The sequence below is a fragment of the Mariniflexile sp. genome, from assembly GCF_041583155.1.
GTDB lineage: Bacteria > Bacteroidota > Bacteroidia > Flavobacteriales > Flavobacteriaceae > Mariniflexile.
This window is the reverse complement of record NZ_JBFHGK010000024.1, coordinates 36,260-58,935: the sequence shown is the minus strand read 5'-3', so window position 1 is coordinate 58,935 and position 22,676 is coordinate 36,260. Positions and strand designations below refer to the sequence as shown.

At 33.6% G+C, this 22,676-nt stretch carries 17 protein-coding genes; 2 read left to right on the top strand and 15 right to left on the bottom strand.

Going from position 1 to position 22,676, the window contains the following annotated elements:
- The 4 genes from ABYI63_RS10295 to ABYI63_RS10280 all read right to left on the bottom strand — a co-directional run.
- Positions 1-1,388 (bottom strand): type I restriction-modification system subunit M (locus tag ABYI63_RS10295; protein WP_372756166.1); only part of this gene is annotated, 1,388 nt, incomplete at its 3' end.
- 25 nt (positions 1,389-1,413) lie between these two features.
- Complete coding sequence (locus ABYI63_RS10290; RefSeq protein ID WP_372756164.1) at positions 1,414-2,322, bottom strand: phospholipase D family protein; 909 nt, start codon at positions 2,320-2,322, stop codon at positions 1,414-1,416.
- 587 nt (positions 2,323-2,909) lie between these two features.
- Positions 2,910-3,845 (bottom strand): tetratricopeptide repeat protein, encoded by a 936-nt coding sequence (locus ABYI63_RS10285; protein ID WP_372756162.1) that lies wholly within the window; start codon positions 3,843-3,845, stop codon positions 2,910-2,912.
- A gap of 1,263 nt (positions 3,846-5,108) precedes the next feature.
- Positions 5,109-5,738 carry a T9SS type A sorting domain-containing protein gene (locus tag ABYI63_RS10280; protein WP_372756160.1) on the bottom strand — a complete coding sequence of 210 codons (630 nt, stop codon included), beginning with the start codon at positions 5,736-5,738 and terminating at the stop codon, positions 5,109-5,111.
- A 414-nt stretch (positions 5,739-6,152) separates the two neighbouring features.
- Between ABYI63_RS10280 and ABYI63_RS10275 the strand changes: the two genes are divergently transcribed.
- Complete coding sequence (locus tag ABYI63_RS10275; protein ID WP_372756158.1) at positions 6,153-6,926, top strand: XRE family transcriptional regulator; 774 nt, start codon at positions 6,153-6,155, stop codon at positions 6,924-6,926.
- The gene (locus ABYI63_RS10270; RefSeq protein ID WP_372756156.1) at positions 6,923-8,257 is read left to right on the top strand and encodes an exonuclease domain-containing protein; all 1,335 of its coding nucleotides are present in this window, start codon (positions 6,923-6,925) and stop codon (positions 8,255-8,257) included. The genes ABYI63_RS10275 and ABYI63_RS10270 overlap by 4 nt, the downstream gene beginning before the upstream one ends.
- A gap of 82 nt (positions 8,258-8,339) precedes the next feature.
- On the opposite strand, the gene ABYI63_RS10265 is transcribed toward ABYI63_RS10270, so the two are convergent.
- From ABYI63_RS10265 to ABYI63_RS10215, 11 genes are all read right to left on the bottom strand, one after another.
- Positions 8,340-9,992 (bottom strand): sodium/sugar symporter, encoded by a 1,653-nt coding sequence (locus tag ABYI63_RS10265; protein WP_372756154.1) that lies wholly within the window; start codon positions 9,990-9,992, stop codon positions 8,340-8,342.
- A 44-nt stretch (positions 9,993-10,036) separates the two neighbouring features.
- Positions 10,037-11,056 carry a UDP-glucose--hexose-1-phosphate uridylyltransferase gene (locus ABYI63_RS10260; RefSeq protein ID WP_372756152.1) on the bottom strand — a complete coding sequence of 340 codons (1,020 nt, stop codon included), beginning with the start codon at positions 11,054-11,056 and terminating at the stop codon, positions 10,037-10,039.
- A 15-nt stretch (positions 11,057-11,071) separates the two neighbouring features.
- Positions 11,072-12,220, bottom strand: coding sequence for a galactokinase (gene galK, locus ABYI63_RS10255; protein ID WP_372756150.1), 1,149 nt, complete (start codon positions 12,218-12,220; stop codon positions 11,072-11,074).
- A 56-nt stretch (positions 12,221-12,276) separates the two neighbouring features.
- Positions 12,277-13,884 (bottom strand): sulfatase, encoded by a 1,608-nt coding sequence (locus ABYI63_RS10250; protein WP_372756148.1) that lies wholly within the window; start codon positions 13,882-13,884, stop codon positions 12,277-12,279.
- A gap of 69 nt (positions 13,885-13,953) precedes the next feature.
- On the bottom strand, positions 13,954-15,810 hold the full coding sequence (locus ABYI63_RS10245) for a sulfatase (protein ID WP_372756146.1): 1,857 nt from the start codon (positions 15,808-15,810) through the stop codon (positions 13,954-13,956).
- Positions 15,811-16,158: 348 nt separating this feature from the next.
- A complete protein-coding gene (locus ABYI63_RS10240) occupies positions 16,159-17,667 on the bottom strand; it encodes a T9SS type A sorting domain-containing protein (RefSeq protein WP_372756144.1) in 1,509 nt (502 codons plus the stop codon).
- A 68-nt stretch (positions 17,668-17,735) separates the two neighbouring features.
- Positions 17,736-18,674: a LamG-like jellyroll fold domain-containing protein gene (locus tag ABYI63_RS10235; RefSeq protein ID WP_372756142.1), complete on the bottom strand. Its 939-nt coding sequence runs from the start codon at positions 18,672-18,674 to the stop codon at positions 17,736-17,738.
- A gap of 397 nt (positions 18,675-19,071) precedes the next feature.
- The gene (locus ABYI63_RS10230; protein WP_372756140.1) at positions 19,072-20,511 is read right to left on the bottom strand and encodes a sulfatase-like hydrolase/transferase; all 1,440 of its coding nucleotides are present in this window, start codon (positions 20,509-20,511) and stop codon (positions 19,072-19,074) included.
- Between the two features lie 21 nt (positions 20,512-20,532).
- On the bottom strand, positions 20,533-21,945 hold the full coding sequence (locus ABYI63_RS10225; RefSeq protein ID WP_372756138.1) for a sulfatase: 1,413 nt from the start codon (positions 21,943-21,945) through the stop codon (positions 20,533-20,535).
- Positions 21,946-22,038: 93 nt separating this feature from the next.
- Positions 22,039-22,188, bottom strand: a complete 150-nt coding sequence (locus ABYI63_RS10220; protein WP_372756136.1) for a T9SS type A sorting domain-containing protein — start codon at positions 22,186-22,188, stop codon at positions 22,039-22,041.
- Between the two features lie 2 nt (positions 22,189-22,190).
- Positions 22,191-22,454 (bottom strand): hypothetical protein, encoded by a 264-nt coding sequence (locus ABYI63_RS10215; protein WP_372756133.1) that lies wholly within the window; start codon positions 22,452-22,454, stop codon positions 22,191-22,193.
- Between the last annotated feature and the right edge of the window lie 222 nt (positions 22,455-22,676).

Here is a 22,676-nt window from a genome sequence, read left to right as displayed (position 1 = left end):
TCTTTTAGTTCTTGCAACGGGGCTACATAACTGTATTTATCTTGGGTGTTGCGGTTGGTATAGGTGTCTATTATTTTGGCTATATCTTCTTCGCGCAACATGTTTTGGGTTTTTACCTTTTCGAAATGTTGGCTGGCATCTATAAACAAAATATTGTCTTTATGCTCTCGGTTTTTCTTTAATACCAAAATACAGGTAGGTATGCTGGTGCCGTAAAATATGTTGGCGGGTAGGCCTATTACGGCATCTAGATAATTGCGGTCTTTTATTAGGTATTGGCGTATGTGCCCTTCGGCAGCGCCACGAAACAGCACACCATGGGGTAGTACGCATGCCATGGTTCCGTCTTGGTCTAGTTGGTGCACCATGTGTTGCACAAAGGCAAAATCGGCTTTAGAGCTTGGTGCTAGTTTTCCGTATGCCGAAAAGCGGTCGTCGCTCATAAACAATGGGCTGGCGCTCCAGTTTGCCGAAAATGGTGGATTGGCTACAATGGCTTCAAAACGTTGGTCGATGTGTTGCGGACGCTCTAGGGTGTCTTCGTTTTTTATGTCGAAACGTTTGTAATGCACATCGTGCATAATCATGTTCATGCGGCATAAGTTGTAAGTGGTGGGGTTCATTTCTTGCCCATAAAACGCACCTACATTTTTTACGGCTTTGGCTACGCGTAATAGTAACGACCCCGAGCCACAGGTTGGGTCGTAGACGCTTTTTAGTTTGTCTTTACCTATGGTGACTAGTTGCGCCAACACGCTACTGACTTGTTGCGGGGTGTAAAACTCGCCTGCTTTTTTGCCTGCACCACTGGCAAATTGCCCTATTAAATACTCGTAGGCATCGCCCAACACATCGCTTTCGGTGTTTTCTAAATCGAAATCAATTTCGTCAAGATGCGTCAGCACTTTTACGATGAGTTCGTTTTTATCGTTTTCAGATTTCCCGAGTTTGGAGCTTGTTAAATCGAGGTCTTCAAACAGGTGCCCGAAATCTTCTTCGCTATCGGTACCCATGGTACTTTGCTCGATGTGGTTAAGTACTTTTGCTAAATCGCCCAAAATGAACTGGTGTTTACCCCCTGCATTACCACGGCGTGCGAGTTCGCTAAACAGTTCGGACGGTTGTAAAAAGTAGCCCAGTTTATCGAGTGCAGCGTCTTTTATGGCTTCCATATAGTCGGCTTCTTGTGCATGCCCTTCGATGTCTTGAAAGGTTAAACCGTCTGGTTTTAATATTTCGTTGGCATACAATGCCATTTTGGTGCTTAGGTATTTATAGAAAATGAAACCTAATATATAGTCTCTAAAATCATCAGCATCCATTTTACCACGTAGGGTGTTGGCGATGTTCCAGAGTTGTTGTTCTAGTTTTGCTTTTTGTTCGGTCATTGTTGGGTATTGGTGTGTGGTAAATTTATAATATTTCTGACAAAAATTCGGGGTAAACTATCCATTTGTTACCATTTTTACTTTCATTATATTTAATACCAACTTTTTCACCTTCTGGAGATATTGTTTGTTTATCATAAATATAATTTTTTGCTACCATTACATCAATAACGTCATCAAAAGATTTGTCTTTTATTTTCCCAAGATTAGTTGCTGACAGACATTTAATAGACTGTAGGTCATGTATTTTTTTATCATTTACAACTTCTTCTTTAGGATGTGCTTTTAAAAATTCATCACGGCTTATTCTTTCTGTTTCATTCTCTGAATTAATGTATATCTCAGAATCAAAATTAAAAACACTTACTTTTTCAGGCAGCTCGCCTCTTAACAATGCATCAGTAAAATCAAGAAGATCTTCCGACCCCATATAATTTTTACCTAAAATCATTTTTTTCTTAAATCGAGGTCTTCTAATAAATACAGAATAATTTTCTTTTAAAATTTGTATGGTAGAATCCCATGCCTCTTTATCAATTGCAGTACCTCCAATTATTTTTGTTTCACTTATTACACCAAACTCAACATTATTTTCAAATGAATAATCGTACAAATTAATGGAAGTTATTACCCCTCTACTTTCATTGGCATAATACTTGGCGTGTAGATTAGGCACATAAATTATAGAAGCATTTGGAAAGTCCTTAAAATAATTCAAATCTTCTTTTTTTAAACTTTTTTGAGGATTTCCAGGGTTTTTCCCGAATGCAATTATTAAATGTAATTCAGGATCCTTTTTATGTTTATCGAATATATTTTTAAAATAACCATCTAGTTTTATGTAAGGAGAAACTATAAGTAATTGTTTTTTAGCTTTGTAAATAATATCGTAAACTTCCTCTATAAGTTCATTTCCTGTAATAAATTTTGCCATAGGTTTTTAGTTTTTTGGGGTTTTAAAAATTAAAAGTTGTAAACATAATCATTCAATTTAAAAAATGAAAAACTTAACATGTTAAAAGCATATAAAAATTCGCTTTAAAAAATTAGCTGTTCACCAGAAAACTTGTAATAAAACTAAAAACCTTTTATATAGAAATTTTACGGAATACCGTATGGTGCAATTAAATATTAATCTTTTGAATGCTGATAACACCTACCACTGGAATCTTTAGTTATGCGTTTACATCTTGCTCCCGTCTTATTTTCCCCGAACATTGAATAGCCTTAACCTCAACGGATGAAGTTGATTTTGTTATACTTTTAAAGTTTGAAGCGTGTTGCGATGCACCAGCTTCTGATGATGGTTACAAACGGAAGAGGCGCCGTACTTTAATTCCAAGGCTTTTTCTAGAGTAATCTCTTTTTTGGAATATTTTAAAAATCCACAAGTACTTTTTGCAAAAAACGGCAAGACAATACCACCCTTAGCGGCAATAAGTGAGCATAGTTAAATTATCAATAACTCATTGTATTGCATTAGTTTAAATCCGTAAATGATCTAGTTCAAATTATCCGCTTTTAATGGTTCTCATAATCCGTCCCATCCACTTTGGCTTCATTTTCCTTTTTCAAGTAGTCGTATTTTATAAGAGCATACTTGTTATCTGCAATTTGTCTTGCATTTGTAATACTATCCTTCAATTGTTTATATTTTAACACATTAGGATCTGAACTTAATGATATAATATTTGAAAGCGCATCTTCAATGTAGGAAATACTGTTTACAGTTTTTGCTACATCATAAGCTTGATTTGCGTAAAAAACTGCCTTATTTACATCCTTTTTATCGCTATAAAACTCCTTTAAATGACTATAACTTGAATAAAGACCATAATTATCTTTAATTTCTAGTCGCATTTTTAGTGCTTTTTTTAAGTTATCTAAAGCAACAGGCCTTCCTAATTTTGCTTGAACATTACCAAGGTTATCCAGTGCTCTAGCAGTGGTTTGTTCTGCACCTACTTGTGTTTTGCTTTTTTCATAGATCTCAGCCAATATCTTTTCTGCTAATTCAAAATTTAATTGTTTAATATAAACCAAGGCCATATTGTTTTGTAAAATATTAATATGTCTTGGATGTTTAGCAATTTTCAACCCTTTTTTAAAGTAGTCAAGTGAGGTTTCATATTTTAATAAAATCAAATTTAAACGACCTATCTGATTATATAAACCAACTTTACTCTCGTTTGTAATCTCTGTCTCTTTTAATTGGTTTAATAATTTTAATGCGTGTACAATATTGGTTTCACATCCCAAATAATCTCCTAGTTCATTCTGAATAATGGCTAATTGCCTTAAATGGTTAATGGCATTTATGGTGTCGTGTTTTTTTAGACATTCATCTTTCTTCTTATTGAAGAATTTATATGCATTTGCTAAACTTAAACTTAATTCCGGGTTGTTTGCAATAGATGCATAATATGTAGTACTATTTTTGATTGTTTGGGGTAGCAAATAAGTATTAAAAACACTGACAGTGTTGATTATTATAAGACAAAAAAAGAGCAAAGGTTTTCTAACTTTCATTAGTCAAATTTAATAAGTAATTTTTACTTGCAGCGGTTAATAAATAGAATTTAATAAAACAATTTGGGTTTAAGAAAAACGAAGCATTTTTATTGAAAATCGTAATATATTTGGTTGAAAAATATATATTTACAACTAGAAGATTTAATAACAACAGTGAACACAAAACTGACTAGTTTTGGAACACATTTTTTGAATAGCATATTATGATGTAATTGATTATCAGGTTTTTAAAAATCGCAAAAAACTCTTGAATTAATTCATAACCCGGAGGTGCAAAAAACGGTAAAAGTGAACCACTGAGAACAGAATTTTGTAAGCCATTTAAAAACTCTTTTCAGCCTAAGCTATTAAAAGAATTTTACAATAATTTTTGCTATGCTCACTTTCATCCGCCGCAAGTGGTTCACTTTGCCCGCCCTATCCATCTAACCCATTTAATATATAATACGTGTTATTTTTTTTGATTGCAAAATCAAGTAACTTGCTTGCATTTCTAAAGTTTTGTTCATAATTTCGGGATGTATCTTCACTTAATTGGTGATAATTACTTAAACTGTCTATCGCTTTTTGAACGTTCAAAGTATACACTCCAAAAATCGTTGTACTGACGAATAAACAAAAAAGAGGAATGATGATCTTAGGTCTTTCATTCCTCAAATTAACAGCTAATTTTTAGTTAATATTATAGTTAAAATATTTTATTAATTTTTTTCTTCTGATGGCAAAATCTCTCCATTATCACCCGTAATTGCTTGTTTTTTCGTTGCTTTCCCTGTTTCCGGTATAGCTTGTGGTGTACAAGAAAATAACGCCATATTGGAAGTAACGGATGATGAGAACCATTAAAAAGCAGATCATTTACAGCTTTAAACTAATGCAATACAATAAATTATTGATAATTTAACTATCCTACTTTTTTCCGCCGAAGGTGATATTGTCTTGCCGTTTTTTTTCATACGGACGAAATGCTCAACTGTTTGTCCAAAAAGGAATAAATGCTATGGGAATTCAGATTTATAAAACTGCTATTGAACTCGCGGAAAAACATTTCGGAAATAAAATGACCATTTTTCATGGTTCTCATTATCCATCCCATACTAGGTAGCTATATTTCAGGACAAGACAAAAAAGAGGCTGTTTTGAAAATCAAGACAGCCCTTTTTCTTAAGTTCATACAATTCCGTATTATTATAACTTAATAATTTTTCTATGATAAGTTAAATCCTGTGTTTCTAAAATTAAAACATAAACACCAGGTGGTTGATTACTTATGTCGATTGTTTTATTATTCCCAATTATGGATTCTGACACCATTTTCCCTTGAAGATCAAATACTTTCATTTTCCCTTCCATATCATCTATAGATATAAACCCGGTTGTCGGGTTAGGATAAAGGTTAATTTTATCTAAAACATGTGGTTCATTAATTGATAATGTTGAACAATCCGGACTACCTGCAACTCCAGGTCCACAAAGAACAGGTGCCGGATTAAGACCGTTTGAATTGTACGAAACCCAACCTGTTGAAGGAGGTGCAGGTGCCGCATTGCTAGGATTGACATACATCACAGTTCTAACACCTTCAGATCCCGTAGTTTGGTGAACAATTTCCCATTGACCAGTTCCATTGTAGTTGTATACCACCCATATTTGTGGATTTGAATTATAATACCAAAAATCGGCATTATTATATGGGCCAATATTTGTGTAAATAGTTTTGTTTACAGATGTCGATCCTGCCCCAGAAATAGTAATACTTTGGGAAAACAAATTTGACATAAATAATAATGAGGAAATAAAAAGTAATGTTTTTTTCATGTTATAAGATTTGGGTTAAGACTCAAAAGTAATAGGTTTATTCTTTTTAGGCAAATAATTTATATTTTATTAGATGAAGTGAAAATTCTTAAATTCACTGTATTACAATGACTAGATTATAAGATTGATACGATAAAGATAATAACTGGTTCAAAACGTGTAAAGAAAGATTAAAGCGAATTACTTAAAACAGAAATTGTTGAGCCAACTAAAACTCATTTCAGCCTAAGCTATGAACGGGTTTACAGTAATTATTGCTATGCTCACTTTCATCTGCTGTATGTGGCTCACCTTGTATGCGCCCTATCAACCCACGACACAAAAAACGTATCTAAATCGAGATGTAAAATATTTTTATTCATACCACAAAATTAGCTACATATTATAGTTTTTATTGCTTATATTTGTAGTATTATGAAAATGATAGCAAAAAACATAAAACATTTAAGAACCCTTAAAAAGCTTTCGCAAGAAGTGCTTGCTGATGAGTTGAACGTAACCCGCTCGCGTATTGGTTCCTACGAAGAAGGTCGCTCTGCACCCACTATAGAGATGCTTATTCAACTATCAGATTATTTTAAATTGCCTATTGATATTTTGCTTCGGAATGATTTAACCAAGGCTAAAGATTCCTCTTTTATTGAAATTGGCAGCCAACGTGTTTTATTTCCAATTACAGTTGATAATGATAATGAAAACCTTATTGAAGTGGTTCCCGTTAAAGCTTCTGCTGGGTATTTAGCAGGTTATGACGACCCTGAATATATTGAGCAATTGGAAAAAATCAGGCTTCCTTTTCTTCCAACAGGCAAACACCGCGCGTTTCCCATAAAAGGTGATTCCATGTTACCAATGAAAAGCGGCTCCTATGTTGTTGGTCGGTTTGTTGAAGATAGAACAGAGATTAAAAGTGGCAAAACCTATGTACTAGTCACTTTAAATGACGGTATGGTTTACAAACGTGTTATGAATAATATCGATTTTAATGGCTCTTTACTACTCATATCCGACAACAAATCATACCACGATTATAGTGTACCAATAGATGAAGTTTTAGAACTTTGGGAATTTACATGCAGCATTAACACCCAAGAATATTCACCAGAAGAATTAAAATTAAGCAGCATCATTACAATGTTTAATGAACTTGGTGTTGAATTAAAAGCTTTAGAAAAATTAATACCATGATTTACACCGTAATTGATGTTGAAACCACTGGAACCGGAAATAAGATTACCGAAATTTCTATTTTTAGATATGAAAACGATACCTTGGTTAATGAATTTACATCTTTAGTAAATCCAGAACGCCTAATTCCCGATTACATTACCGCATTAACAGGCATTGACGATTATATGGTGGCCAAAGCTCCCGTATTTTCTGAAATTGCCGAAACCATTTTGGAGATTACCCAAAATGCCATTTTTATTGCTCATAACGTTAATTTTGATTATAACATAATTAGAAATGAGTTTAAATCTATTGGAATAAATTTTAATAGAAAGAAACTTTGTACCGTAAGACTATCACGCAAATTACTACCCGGCCATAAATCATATAGTTTAGGTAAACTATGTGCTTCATTAACAATTCCTATTATAGGCAGGCACCGTGCAAAAGGAGATGCAGAAGCAACCGTTATTCTATTTAAAAAATTATTAAACCAACCTGATGCAGATAATGTTATTCAATCCTTTCTAAAAAAAACATCCAAAGAAGGAACCTTACCTCAGCATCTACCACAAGAAACGTTTGATACAATTCCTAATGCAACGGGTGTTTATTATTTTAAGGATAAAAAAGACAAAATCATTTACGTCGGAAAAGCCAAAGACCTGCAAAAACGAGTATTAAGTCATTTTTACAGTAAAACAGAAAAAGAACTAGCGCTTTGCAGAGCAACCGCTGATATAGACTTTGAACTTTCAGGAAGCGAAACTATAGCACTACTTATGGAAGATGCTGCCATAAAACACCACTTTCCAGAATTTAACCAAGCAGCAAAACGTAGCCCCAAAGCCTATGGCATTTTCAGTTACCAAGATAGAAATGGCATCATCCATTTAGCATACAACACATTAAAAGCTACACCAAACGCTATTCAAATTCTTTACAGTATTCAAGAGTGCCGTTTGTATTTAGAAAGTTTATGTAAACAGTTTAATTTATGTCCAAAATATTGCCATTTACAGGAAGGTGTTACTCAATGTTCCCATTTTACCATCCAAACATGTAAGGGTGTTTGCAAAGCAACCGAATCCATTGCTCTATATAATGTTCGTGTAAAACAAGCTATAGAACATCTTAAAAATGGTTCAAAAGATATTGTTTTAAAACAACAGGGCAGGCATGAAAATGAAGAAGCTTTTATTATGATTGAAAACAACAACTACCGTGGGTATGGATTTGTTGATAAGGATGAACAAATTAATACAAATGAAGATTTGGAACGATTTTTAATTCCACAAAAGGATAATGTTGATGTTCAGCGGGTTTTAAAGAAACTCCTTTTAACTTAAAATTGGATAAATAAAATTTTTAGATTTTACAAAAAAAAGAAAATGGAAAGCCAAAAATTATCTCTTGGCTTTCCATTAGGTTTTAATTCCAGAATGATGCATATAAGGCAGCTACAATTAATAACACTGCAAATGCACCGATATTAAATAACGGACTGGTTTTAAAGGATTCTTTTGTAATAGGAATTCCTTTTTCATCGTCAGCTCCTTTATGTTGTTTATAGCTTACAAAAGCAATAACAGCCATAGTTAACAGCAACGTATACCCCATTTGATCCATAAAAGGAACATCAACAAAGAAAGGAGACGTAGACCACCCGTTTGGTGCCACTTTAAAATATAAAGCTATCGGAATGGAAACTAAAGCACCAACAATTGCTGCTTTGTTGGTTGTTTTTTTCCAGAATAAGCCTAAAATAAATACCGCTAAAATTCCGGGACTTACAATGCCTGTGTATTCTTGTATAAATTGAAATGCTTGGTCTATACCTCCTAATAATGGTGCCATAATACCTCCAATAATCAAAGCCACTGCTGCAGACAAACGACCTACATTAACTGTCGCTTTATCACTTGCATTTGGGTTAATATATTGCTTATAAATATCCATTGTAAAAATGGTAGAGGTAGAATTTAACATAGATGCCAATGATGACACAATAGCTGCTGCCAAAGCAGCAAAGGCAATTCCTTTCATCCCTGTTGGTAAAAATTGTAATAACCATGGGTAAGCTTTATCAGCTTGTTCTAATGATGGTAAATTATGTAAAGCCGATGCTCCTAATCTACTCATTATCTCAGGATCATTAATCATAACATAAGCAGCAATTCCAGGCACCACAACTATTACCGGAATAACTAACTTTAAAAATGCAGCTAATAAAATTCCTTTTTGCGCTTCCTTTAATGATTTTGCAGCCAAGGTTCTTTGAATGATATATTGATTGAAACCCCAATAATACAGATTTGCAACCCACATACCTCCTAATAAAACACCTACACCAGGTAACATATCGTAATAGACGTTCGATTTATCAAAAATCATAGCAAATCGGTCCGGTGTTGCTTCATAAACCGTTTTTATCCCAGATATAACACCTTCTCCACCTGACACCGTGTTTAAGGCTATATATGTGGTAACCAAACCACCTAACACTAAGAAGATAACCTGAATAACATCGGTCCAAGCAACAGCTGAAAGTCCGCCATACAACGAATAAGCTGCTGCAAACAATGCCAAACCTATTACACCATAAACCATAGGAATCCCCATTATGGTTTCCAATGCCAAACTACCCAAATACAATACAGAAGCTAAGTTTACGAATACATATAAAGCAATCCAAAAAACTGCTAATATAGTTTTCAAATTCGTTGAAAATCGCTTTTCAACAAACTCAGGAATGGTATACAATCCTTTTTCAATAAAAATGGGTAAAAAGTATTTTCCGACTATAATCAGCGTAACTGCCGCCATCCATTCGTAAGAGGCTATTGCAAGTCCTAAGGCAAAGCCAGAACCTGACATGCCAATAAATTGTTCTGCCGATATATTTGCTGCAATTAATGAGGCTCCGATAGCCCACCAAGGCAGTGATTTACTTGCCAAAAAATAATCTTCAGCATTTTTTTGGTGCCCTTGTTTATCTCTTGAAACCCATAATCCTACCCCCAATATTAAAATGGCGTAGGCTATGAAAATAAAGTAATCCCAAAATTCGAAATGTGTGGTCATATTTGTTTTAGTTGTTTAGTTATTTTAAATTATTAAATTTTGAATTATACTAATTCCTTAAGTTTTTGTGTTGCAATTTCGGCAGTAATATCGCGCTGTGGCGAACCGAACATTTCATAACCTACCATAAATTTCTTAACCGTTGCACTTCGTAACAATGGTGGGTAGAAACACATGTGCCAATGCCAATGCGTATTATCCTCACCATTGGTAGGTGCCTGATGAATACCACTCGAGTAGGGAAATGATGTATTAAAAAGTTTATCGTAAGCTTTAGTTAGCACCGAAATTGCTTCGGCATAAAGGGATGTTTCACTTGTATTCATTTCAAGAATATTTTTTTGATGTTTTTTTGGAACTATTATAGTTTCGAATGGCCAAACTGCCCAAAAAGGCACCAATACTACAAAACTTTCGTTTTCAAAAATGATACGTTCATGTTTATCTAATTCTTGTTTTAGATAGTCGCCTAACAAACTTATCTTATTTTTATTAAAATACACCCTTTGATGTTTATCTTTTTTTTCAACTTCATTTGGCAATGTAGACTGACTCCAAATTTGCCCATGCGGATGCGGATTGCTACACCCCATAACAGCACCTTTGTTCTCAAATATTTGAACATGGTTGATGCCCTCTTTTTCACCCAGTAGTTTAAATTCATGTTGCCATGTTTCTACTACTTTTTGTATTGCATTAACAGACATATCTGCCAGACTTTTTGAGTGGTCTGGACTAAAGCAAATTACTTTACAAATACCGGTTTCGCTTTGAGCTTTTAGTAGGCCATCTTCAAAATTAAACACTTTGGAGTCTTTTTGTAAAGCTGCAAAATCATTGGTGAACACAAAAGCATTTTCATACTGTGGGTTTAATTCGCCGTTGATTCGCTTGTTTCCGGCGCATAAGTAACAGCTTTCATCATGTGAAGGTCGAACTTCATTTGAAGCCACCTCGTTTTGTCCCTGCCATGGGCGTTTTGCGCGATGTGGTGATACTAACACCCACTCGCCAGTTAAAATATTGTATCTTTTATGTGAATAATCTTGTAAATCGGTTGTCATTTTTTGTTTTCAAAATTATTTTATTAAATGAGTTCCTTCTGAAAGTTTCACTGCATATATAGAGCATTCTTTATTGAATTTTTCTTTATATACTTTTGAAACTTGAGTTTGAAATGCTTCCGATTCGTTTTTTGCAACCAAATTAATCGTACAACCTCCAAAGCCGCCACCCATCATTCTTGCTCCTAAAACGTGACCATTCAATTTTGCTTGTGCTACCAAAAAGTCTAATTCATCACAACTTACTTTATACTGATTTTGCAAACCTTCATGAGAAGCATATATCAAGGCTCCCAATGTTTTTAAATCATCGGCTTCCATGGCCTTTGAAGCTGCTACAACACGGTTATTTTCTTGAATCACATAAAGTGCCTTTTGATAGTTTTCTGGAGTTACATTAGCTTTAATACTTTCCAAATCATACTCGGTAGCATCTCTTAACGCCTTTACTTTAAGCATATCGGCAATAGACTCACAAACCGAACGTCTGTCGTTATAAGCGCTATCTGAGAGACTATGTTTTACATTTGTGTTTATTAAAATAAGCTCGTAATCTTTAAAATCTATCTTGTAAGGTTTAGCCTTAACTGTTCTGCAATCCAACAAAAGAGCATGGTTTTCTATACCAAACATACTTGCATATTGATCCATAATTCCACATTTTACCCCAACATAATTATGTTCTGCCTTTTGTGAAATTAAAATCATTTCTTCTTTTGAAAGTCCTAAATTGAACAATTCATTCAAGCCAAAAACCACACTGTTCTCTAAAGCAGCCGAGGAAGACATACCTGCGCCCCCCGGAATATCGCCTCCAAAAGCAATGTTGAAATTGCCAATAATTTTACTTCTGTTTTGTATTTCGGCTACCACGCCTAAAATGTAATTTTCCCAACTTCCTGCTGTTGCTGGTTTTAAACTATCTAATGAAAATTCTATTTTTTCATCCTTATCAACAGCAAAAGCAGTAGATTTACCAGAATCGCTTTTATGAATGCCTGCTACAATGCCTTTATTTACAGCTGCCGGAAACACAAAACCATCATTATAGTCTGTATGTTCCCCGATTATGTTTATTCTACCTGGTGAAAAAATCATCAATGGCTCTGTTTTATAAGTATCTATAAAACTCCTTTTTATTTTTTGTACCAATTCTGTATTCATGTTATGTGTATTTAGAATATCGATTATTTTGAACTTTATTTGAATTTGTTTTTTATTTAGTTTTCATTTTGACTTCCCCACCAATTACTATTTGGCTTCCAATCTGGTGATAACATTTCTTTTCTTTGAGCTTCTAATTTAGGTAATAATAAGGTCTTGTTATCGTCTAATTTTTTTTTGAAAGCTGCTTCATCCCAATTTGGATCTATAACAGCATAATGTGTATCCATAGAATCAAGCCATTGCAATAATTCATTTTTCATTTCCAAAACTAAATTTTCATTGCTATTTGCTACGTCATCACGTTCATTGATGTCTTTTTCAATATTATACAATTCTGCATGATGGTCTTCCCAATAATAAATAAGCTTCCATTCCCCTTTTCTAATTATAGAGCTTGGTTCTCCCCCTTGATTCCCATAATGAGGATAATGCCAATACAGTGGTCTTGGTTCAATGTTTCCTCCTTTTAAAAGCGGCACTAAACTTACACCGTCCAGATGCGCTTGCGGTTGAAGCGGTATTCCGGACAATTCCAAAAGTGTCGGAAATAAATCGACACCTGAAACTGGCACATCAATATTTTTTTCTGCATTGTACAACCAAGGAACATAAATAAAATAAGGAACCCGTATACCTCCCTCCCATTGATAACCTTTACCACCACGCAAACTAAGTTGATTTGTAGAATAGTTATCTCCAGATGTTACACCACCATTATCTGAGGTGAAAATGATAATGGTGTTTTTATCTAATTTTAAGTCTTTTAACGTTTTAATTACACTTCCAACGGCTTCGTCAACCTGCTCAATCAAACCAGCATAAACAGGATTGTCTTGGTATTTTCTAACGGGTAAAATACGTTCCATTTCAAAGCCTGTTTGATGAATACCCATTTTCTCAGCTTTGTTTCGATACTTAGTCCATTTCTCTTTCGTAGTTTGAATTGGTGCATGAACAGCATAAAAAGACAAATAAGCTAGAAAAGATGAATCTTTATTGGCACGAATAAATTTAGAAGTTTCATTGGCTAATTTCATTGAAAGGTTCATTCCCTTTTCTTCCGGTTTATTTTCTAAATTAGGATTATTAAATGGCGAAAAGAAACCTCCCACCGGACCACCATGTTCATTTCCTCCCTGATTAATATCAAAACCATGATTAGTAGGCAATGAATTCTGTTCTTTACCACCCAAATGCCATTTACCTGCGAAAAAAGTAAGATACCCTTGCTCTTTGAACACTTCTGGAAGCGTGATAGCACTAGAATCTAAATGTAATTTAAATTCTGGTGGTAATAATTTGGTATGACGATTGAGATTTTTCCAATCTTGACCAGTTTTAGCGCCTTCATACTGTGTAATACCATGTCTTGCAGTAAACTGCCCCGTCATTAAACTAGCTCTTGCTGGACTGCACACTGCACTAGCAGCATATCCATTTGTGAAAATACATCCCGATTTTGCGATATTATCTATGATTGGTGTTTCATAATAGTTACTCCCCATAACACTTAAATCGGCATACCCTAAATCATCTACAACAATAAATAAAACATTAGGTTTTTGGGTTGTATTAGTTTGCTGTGCATTGGCACGAACTAAAACAAAAACCATGATTAATACGGTTGACGATAGTTGAATAAAATTTCGATTAATATTCATATTTATGAGTTCCTATTATTTAAAAAAGGTTTAAGCCAATTCACATCTTGTATAAATTTCTATTCACGTTTAGTTTTCAGTTGCTATATTATTATCGACCAATCCCAGTATCCCAAGAAAATCCAGACAAGCTGCTTTTACATTATAATTACGTTTTGGCATAGCAAGCACATTCTTAATAGTTTCAATAAATGGCTTTTTATTTTCCATATAAATCATGTAGTTTATACTCATTAAGGCCAAATCCATATTATCACTTTCGCTGAAATTCTTAAGAACTTCGAAAGCTTTATCAGTATTAAAATTTTTATACAAGATTGCTGCAGCTGTTATTGCCACAGGTGGATACGTATTCTTTAATGCTTTTTCTAAATGATTTACATGATGTTTAATAAAATTTACATCTTGACTCATCAATCCCACAGCTGCCCAATACCTTTCTAATTTATTATAACTTTCAAGCAGTTTAATTTGCTTTTCCACAATATTCTTTCCTTGTTTTCCCGACAAAGATGCGGCACTATAAACCCTATTAATCGGGTAGTTATCATCATCCATTCGATACTCGTAAAGGGTTTCATTTTTGGAAATGAGTCCAATTTCATATTCAGGTATAAAATGTACATCACGTGCTTTTTGGATTTCCATATCCAACTGCCTTCTCATAGTCTCCAAAACACTTTTATATTCTGGGTTATTTGCTAAGTTTTTTGTTTCCCAAAGATCATTTTCAATATCGTAAAGTACTTCTGCAGAACGTGGTTTAAACCCTCGTTTTTGCAATTCGTTCAACTTTTTATTTTTAAAATCGTAACGTATGTGTTTGGTTATATCCCCTATCTCCATATATCGGATATAACGCATTTCGGGCATAAAAGGCATAAAATTACGAGAATATACAAAGCGGCCATTGGTAATTGTTCTTACCAAATCGGTACTATTGTCGGAACGATCTGAGGAAAGCAACAAATGGTCTTTTTCTTTAGAACGGTGCTCCCCTATTAAAACACGCCCTTTAAAATGTTCCGGAACTTCAGCTCCCGCAAGACTTAGGATAGTGGGCGCTAAATCTTCAAAATTTATCAACTCTTCGCTCACCGCTCCTGGCTTCCCCCAAGGCGACAGATGTTTGTATTTTTCTGGAAACCAAATAACAAATGGCACACGATACCCTAAATTAATTCCGTTAGTTTTTCCTCGTGGCATCCCTTCACCGTGATCAGAAAAAAAGAAAATTATGGTATTTTCTCTTAAATTGTCCTTTTCTAATTTTTCTAAAAGTGCTCCAATACGATTATCGGTAAGTTTTATAGCATTGTAAACCCGAGCAAACTGTTTGCGCATTTCTGGTGTATCGTTGTAAAACGGAGGCATATCAAAAGCATCATTCGCAATTCTATCACTTATTGGTAGGTGATTCCAAACGTTTTTTTCATACCAATCAAAAGGCATTGTCATGGTTCGCGATTGGTGCGATTCTACAAAATTAAATACTGAAAAAAATGGCTGATTAACATCCCGACCAGTCCAACTTGCAGTATCAGAACTCTCATTCCAGGCATCCTTTACAAAAGCCTTTTCATTTGCAATATTATAATCTGTTTTAGCATTATTAGACGTGTAATACCCCTTCTGTTTTAAATAATTTGGAAACCCTTTAATGAATTCTGGAATGGGGTATTTACTTCGATGATTTCCTGTTCCCATTTTATAAGTAGGGACTCCCGTTATAATAGTTGATCTACTAGGTGAACAAACAGTACCCGTTGAAAATGCATTTGTAAAACGGAAACCTTCTTTAGCCAATTTATCAATAACTGGGGTATTCGCGTTTTTATTACCATAACAACCTATAAACTGAGGCGAAGTATCCTCAATAGTTATCCATAAAATATTTGGTCTTTCTTGAGCTATAAGACTATTCAAAAAAGTTATGATAAAGGCAAAATAAAAAAGAGATTTCATAAATAGTTTACTGGTTGGTTATTGTAATATTTCAATCATCTTCATTTTCTCTACAATAACTATTTCAGAATTCTTTGTAAACATAATAAAAGCATCTTAATAACTATGGGCAATTTTCACTCATTTAGGGTATCAAAATGACAATTTAACTTTGAATACTTCACTTTTATAAATCTTAATTAGTTGATTTTCATTTAAAATAAGGAAACACCCCTAATTGCATAGAAAATCACAATTAGAAATGTTATCCCTTTAAATTAGATTATTATAATTTATGTTATTTCTAGAAGTTTTTTATTAAACCCTAAATTAATTTTTAATAATGATTTTTTCGTTAAAAATATTGGAACCCGCTTTTACCGAAATTAAATATATTCCTGATTGGAGAGTTTTATTTATTTGAACTTTAGATTCATGTTTTCTGGTTTCAGAAAAGACTTCTCTTCCATCTACAGCATATATTTTTAATTCAATCTTATCCGAATTAGAAGCACTTGGAAGAATTAGTTGAAAATTACTATTAGAAGGATTTGGAATCACTTTTATAGTTTGTAAACCTGTCTTTAACACATTATCATCAATACTTAAAACCGCCTTATCTAAGGTAACTTTTAAATGAGAATAGGACGTTGCAGGCAGCTCAATATTCCAATTAGATTCATTAGTAAGGCTAAAATTTGATGAAGTACCTGTATAAGATGCTGTCCAAATTTTTCTGGTTACTGTACCATTGCCTTTATAATTGTTTAGTAATTGTAAATCAACATTCGTATTACTTGTGTTTTTATTAATTATATGGACATCCAAGGTTGTACCATCTCCAAAAACAACAACTTTAATATTACCATTATTGGAACTAGATGTTATCACCTTTCCTTCCGCATTATTTACAATATTTTGAAAGCCACTATATTTTACAGTAAGTGGGCTACCATTAGCATATACAAACCGTTTACATACTTGATAGAAGATTACACTCTCTACACCACCTCTTATGGGTGCAAAAATATTATCCAAACCAGCAATAAGAAGCCCAATATTATCTCCGGTTGAATACCTCGTGGATTCTGTATACCAAACTGGATCTTCAGATTTTGCTACAAGTGAGGCCCAGGTACTGTCCCAATCTGCCTCAGCAATGGTAGTATCATCATAAAAATGAGAACCTACAACTTCTACTCTATCTTCAACATCGTCAACATCGGCTATTGACGTTAATAATCCCCACCTTTCAACTCCTACCATTTTAGTGGATCCTAATTTTTTCATTTGATCTATAATCTTTAGATAATCGGAATCGTCTCCCGGATCTTCATTATACGGCCCTAAATAATCTACAGTAATTCCTGCATCAGTCATTCGTTGCATAAAACTATCTAAATAAGCAGCATAGGCTGTAAGGTTAAGTTTGTAAACGTTATAATCACAGCATCCAGTCCACCCAGAAGGAAACTTTGCGGCACCATGATGGTCCACGCCATAACCATCACCATTTGCAATACTTGCAAAAATTTTAACATCAGGATTATAACTCTTAACAGAATTTATTACGGTTATAACATTATCATATATTGCATCCGTGATAGGCTGTAAAGCGAAAATAGGAACCCGTAAAATTTTAAGATTCATATCCCTAAACAATTTACTTGAAACACTATTTGTATTACCTTCTGCCCACGCTTTCACCGTTAATTTATTATCACCGCCAAAAACTACGGCTTGATTTGCTTCAGCAGGATCTATTACAATAACATCTGATTGCGAATAGGAATACCCATATAGCATCAGAAAAAAACATACAAATATTAATTTTTTCATTTTGACCATGAATTTTATAAAAAAGGAGTGAAATTCAAAAATCCCACTCCTATTCAAGTTAATTATATTTATTTCTTAACAGCTTTAATGGTAGCTACGTGTTGCCCTAAAACATCTTCACATTTCACTAAATAAATTCCTTTAGGGAAATTGCTCATATCCACACCATCTTTAACTTTTTGAGAACTTATTTTAGACCCCAATACGCTATAAATATTCACGGCATGTATGGTATTTGATGAAAAATGTAGGCGGTCTACAACCGGGTTTGGGTAAGAATTAAAAAGTTCTGAAGATTGAATGTTAACTGCTAATACCGTGGTGCTATATAAATTTAACACAAATGCATCTGTACCTGCACCTGCATAAATTCTTAAATCATCTATAACCCCTGTAAAACCTCTAACAGGAGGAACTGCATTATAATCGTTACCAACTCTAAGTGGTGCCGCAGTAGTATTTACATTATTCCAAGTTCTAGAGTCTATTTTAACACCATTCACAAATAATTTTGCTGAATCATCAAAGTTGTCAAAAACAACCGCAATATGATACCAAGTATCAACGGTTAAAGGTGATGCAACTGCATTAAAACCTGAGCCTTGAATTTCTATTCGTGCCTTATCACCCTGAGTTCCAAATGTCCATCTTGCACCTGTGGCCGCTGATCCTAAACCAACTACTGCCAACCCTCCATTACTCAAGGTAGTTACTTTAATCCATGCTGCCATAGTACGAGATTCATTTCCATCAATTTCAAAATTAATTGCAGTTTCTAAAATATCAGAAGCTGAAAATCCAGATACGGCGCCGTTTGTGGTTCCATCCTGACCTGTTTCTGTAAAAAGTGGGGTGAAACCTGATGAGGCTGTTAAGTTATAAGTCCCCGTTTCATCATTTAAACTATTATCAAATTTGTAATGTGCAACAAGCGATTGTGCATTTAATTTAGAAGTTGTAATTGTTACAACCACTAGCAATACTAATAATGTAATTTTTTTGTTCATTTTGTTTTTGTTTAATGTTATTTAGTTGATTACTAAAGTATTAATTAAAACATGCAACAAGGAGTAGAATTGTTTCAAAAAAGCATGGAAAATGTTGCAGTAGATTTCTTTTTCCACTATTAATGAAACTTCTTATTTATATCTAACTTAAATACAGATGAATTTCCATATTATTATAAAAATCATGGATTATTTTTATTAACAGTAATTAAAAAAATACCGTTACATAGTTACACACAAAACAACAACAAAGCAAAAACCTTATTTATAACAAAATTCTTAACTATTATCAGCGTATTGATTTATAATAGTTAAGTAGTTTAATCATTTTTTTTTTTGACATTTTTAATAAATACTTTATGCCTTATAAAATCATTGGCTTTTAGAAACAACAAAATTAATTCTTAGAACTTTTAAACAATAATTGCTTCATCTGATAAGGATTCGAATATAATATATCCTTATTTTGCATTAATCGCTCATGAATGTGATAGGTAACATCCATCCAATCTCTACCCTCTACCCAAAGTGGTGCCATCATTTGAGATTCCCATGTTTTTAATGCATCATCCAAGGCCTTGAACTCCGTTTTTTTTATATCCAAAAGATTAGTGGTTTCCCCTAAATCTGATTCCAGGTTATACAGCGCACTTCCATAATTTTTAAGACGCACTATTTTAAAATCTCCCATTCTAGCTCCTGCTTCCTCCAGTTTTCTCCAGAAAAGCATATCGTGGGGATCACCTGTTTTCTCTCCTTTTAAAAAAGGTAGAAGATTCACCCCATCTAAAATTAAATCGGAGTTCTTTTTAATATTAGCAGCAGCTAAAGAGGTTGTAAAAATATCTAGAGAAGACGAAAGCCCTGTAAAAGTTTGTCCGCTTTTGATGTTAGACGGCCAACTAACTATAAAAGGCACACGGTGTCCACCTTCAAACTTATTTCCTTTCCAGCCTTTTAAGGGTCCGCCACTAGAACTATTATTGGCAGCACCACCATTATCACTTAAAAAATAAATCAAGGTGTTTTCTTCAATACCTAATGTTTTTAATTTTTGCCGAAGTTTTCCAACATTCTCATCTAAAGACCACGTCATAGCAGCTAAGGCTTGTCTTGGGTGATTTTTATATTTCTCTAAATGTTCCTTTTTAGCCTCCATTGGAGTATGTACCGCATTGTAAGCCAAATACATGAAGAATGGTTTACCCTTATTTTCTTCAATATATTTTACAGATTGATCACCTAAAACATCCGTTAAATAACCATCAAAAACAACTCGCTTACCATTATGTTGTAACATAACTCCTTTGTTAGGATTTTCTATTGGGAAATACGATCTGCTTCCGACTTCAAAACCATAAAACTCATCAAATCCGCGTTGATTGGGATGGTCTGATTTATGTTTTCCTAAATGCCATTTCCCTAATGCAATTGTTTTATAGCCGTTTTGTTTAAAAACATCTGCCATGGTTACCACATCATCCGAAAGACCAATATCTCCTGAGTTTTCATCACCAGTATCATTTGCTTCAAAACCAAAACGTTGTTGATATTTCCCAGTAATTAAACCCGCTCTACTAGGTGCACAAACCGTGGCACTTACATGGGCATCTGTAAAAACCACACCATTTTTTGCTAGCTTATCAATATTAGGCGTTTCTAAGTCTTTACAACCCATAAAGCCAAAATCGGCATAACCTGCATCATCAATTAAAATAATGATGATGTTTGGTTTTTTAACTTGTTTTGAAAGTACAGTTTCTTCTTTTTTATTAGAGACGGTCTTACAAGTTAAAAATAAGCTTGCAATTAAAACAATAACAAAACCATTTTTCATATTATGTACTATTTATAAAACTTACTTGGATTGAACATTTGGATTGAATTTGGGGTTTAACTCCCTTGGAATTGGCGCATTAATCTTTTTTCTCCATGCATCTAATTTTTTTAATAATGTCGAAGCTTTTTTGGAGTGTATTTCCGCAAGATTATTTCTTTCTCCTAAATCTGTTTTAAGATTATATAATTCGACCTTATCATCTTCAAAATAGTGATGTAATTTCCAATCGCCATCTATAATTACTGAACCTGGACGCGTTCTGAACAGAGGGTCTCTAGCATCATCTGTTTTAGAATTATACGCTTGTAAATAAATTGGAAAATGAAAATATAAAGACCTGTTTTTTAAGTTTTTCCCTTTTAAAATTGGCAAAATAGACGTACCATCTAATATTTTTTCAGGCATTTCTAAATTTAGTATATCCATAAACGTAGGGTAAAAATCTAAATTGGTAATAGGGCTATTTGAAACCGTACCAGGTTTAATTACTTCTTTCCAAAACATAATATAAGGCACACGTATTCCGCCCTCATAATATGAACCCTTACCAGCTCGCAAAGGATGTTGGGATGATATATCTCTAATTCCGCCATTATCAGAAGTAAAGACTATGAGTGTGTTTTTCAATTTCAAGTGGTCTATAGCATCAAGAATTAATCCTATATTTTTATCAACCGTTTCAATCATACCGGCATAAATAGCCTTATTCTGAAGTGAATCTCCACCTTTTTCCGTATATTTTCTTTCTAATTCCGAAGTTGTGGACAATGGCGTGTGTACCGCATAATAAGGTAAGTACACAAAAAATTGTTTCTCTTGATTAGTTTTTATAAAGGAGATAGCTTCTTGGGTTAATCTATCCGTTAAATTTTCACCTTTTTTGTTGTCATCAATATGCTCTAAATTATAAGGACTAAAATAACCGCCAGCACCTGGATTCCCATTGTGGGCGCCTCCTATATTCACATCAAACCCTTGTGTTTTTGGGTCGTTTCCTAAATGCCACTTGCCAAAAGTTCCTGTAACATAACCGGCTTTTTTCAGCATCTCTGTTATTGTAATATTTTCATCGGCTAAAATTTCAGTGTTTTCAATTGGTATTAATTTTCTGGTTTTAGCATTGCCTCTATCTGAGTTACCAACTGTGTAGATACCATGTCTAGGGGTATTTTGTCCGCTAATTAAACAAGCTCTACTTGGTGCACAATTTGCAGCAGATGCATAACCATTTGTAAATAACATACCTTCTTTTGCAAGCCTGCTTATATTTGGTGTTTCATAAAATTTACTTCCATAGGTTTCAGTATCCATCCATCCTAGGTCATCCACATTAATGTAAATGATATTTGGTTGATTTATAACTTTAACTAATTTTTGAGCCTGACCAGATGCAAGTACAAAACACAGAATAATAGTAAATAAGTTGGTCATTTTAATCATATTTTGTTTTATAATAAATTTAAGTGCTTTTAATGAAAGGTTTTGAATAGTAAATAAGTTTAAATTCAAAGATTAACTACGCTTTTATTTAATAATTATCTTTTCAATAAAACGACTAAAACCTGATTGTATCTTCACGATATACAAACCACTTGAAAGTGCACTAACATCAACCTTTGTATTTAAACCTGATACATACTTTACTAATTGTCCAGTTGTTGTACAAATACTCAACTCTAATCAACCTCAAAAGCATATGAAAAATTTTCATTTACAGGGTTAAAATCACGGTATATAGCAGGCTTGTCTGTTGTGTGGTTTAACTTCAATCGTCCATTATCAATTGTAACTTGACTAGTTGTATTATATTCTATCCATTCAGAAGGTAATAGACCTGCTGTATCAAAAGTATCATTTACAATACTGCCACATATGCTGGTTTGAGCATAATTATTTAATGATAAAAGTAAAATTGAAACAAATAGTAATGTTCTTTTCATTTTTTCGGTTATTTAGTTTAGTGCTTCAAAACTATTAAAATTCAATACTTTATAATTCCCAATTTCGTCGTATAAATGTTGCAATCAGGAAATATTAGCACTAAAACAAGATGTTATTCAGTATCGTTCCAGAAATTAACATCTAATGAAATGTCATTTTAGAAATAGGCATAAAAAAAGCAGCATCTTAAAAAATAATTAAGATGCTGCTTTTTCAATCAC

Bases quoted from the DNA above. Each gene is read 5' to 3' on its own strand.
- galK (WP_372756150.1), bottom strand. From the start codon at position 12,220: ATGAATACAGAATTGGTACAAAAAATAAAAAGGAGTTTTATAGATACT.
- ABYI63_RS10280 (WP_372756160.1), bottom strand. From the start codon at position 5,738: ATGAAAAAAACATTACTTTTTATTTCCTCATTATTATTTATGTCAAAT.
- ABYI63_RS10215 (WP_372756133.1), bottom strand. From the start codon at position 22,454: ATGAAAAGAACATTACTATTTGTTTCAATTTTACTTTTATCATTAAAT.
- ABYI63_RS10290 (WP_372756164.1), bottom strand. From the start codon at position 2,322: ATGGCAAAATTTATTACAGGAAATGAACTTATAGAGGAAGTTTACGAT.
- ABYI63_RS10260 (WP_372756152.1), bottom strand. From the start codon at position 11,056: ATGACAACCGATTTACAAGATTATTCACATAAAAGATACAATATTTTA.
- ABYI63_RS10265 (WP_372756154.1), bottom strand. From the start codon at position 9,992: ATGACCACACATTTCGAATTTTGGGATTACTTTATTTTCATAGCCTAC.
- ABYI63_RS10235 (WP_372756142.1), bottom strand. From the start codon at position 18,674: ATGAACAAAAAAATTACATTATTAGTATTGCTAGTGGTTGTAACAATT.
- ABYI63_RS10275 (WP_372756158.1), top strand. From the start codon at position 6,153: ATGAAAATGATAGCAAAAAACATAAAACATTTAAGAACCCTTAAAAAG.
- ABYI63_RS10230 (WP_372756140.1), bottom strand. From the start codon at position 20,511: ATGAAAAATGGTTTTGTTATTGTTTTAATTGCAAGCTTATTTTTAACT.
- ABYI63_RS10270 (WP_372756156.1), top strand. From the start codon at position 6,923: ATGATTTACACCGTAATTGATGTTGAAACCACTGGAACCGGAAATAAG.
- ABYI63_RS10240 (WP_372756144.1), bottom strand. From the start codon at position 17,667: ATGAAAAAATTAATATTTGTATGTTTTTTTCTGATGCTATATGGGTAT.
- ABYI63_RS10250 (WP_372756148.1), bottom strand. From the start codon at position 13,884: ATGAATATTAATCGAAATTTTATTCAACTATCGTCAACCGTATTAATC.
- ABYI63_RS10225 (WP_372756138.1), bottom strand. From the start codon at position 21,945: ATGACCAACTTATTTACTATTATTCTGTGTTTTGTACTTGCATCTGGT.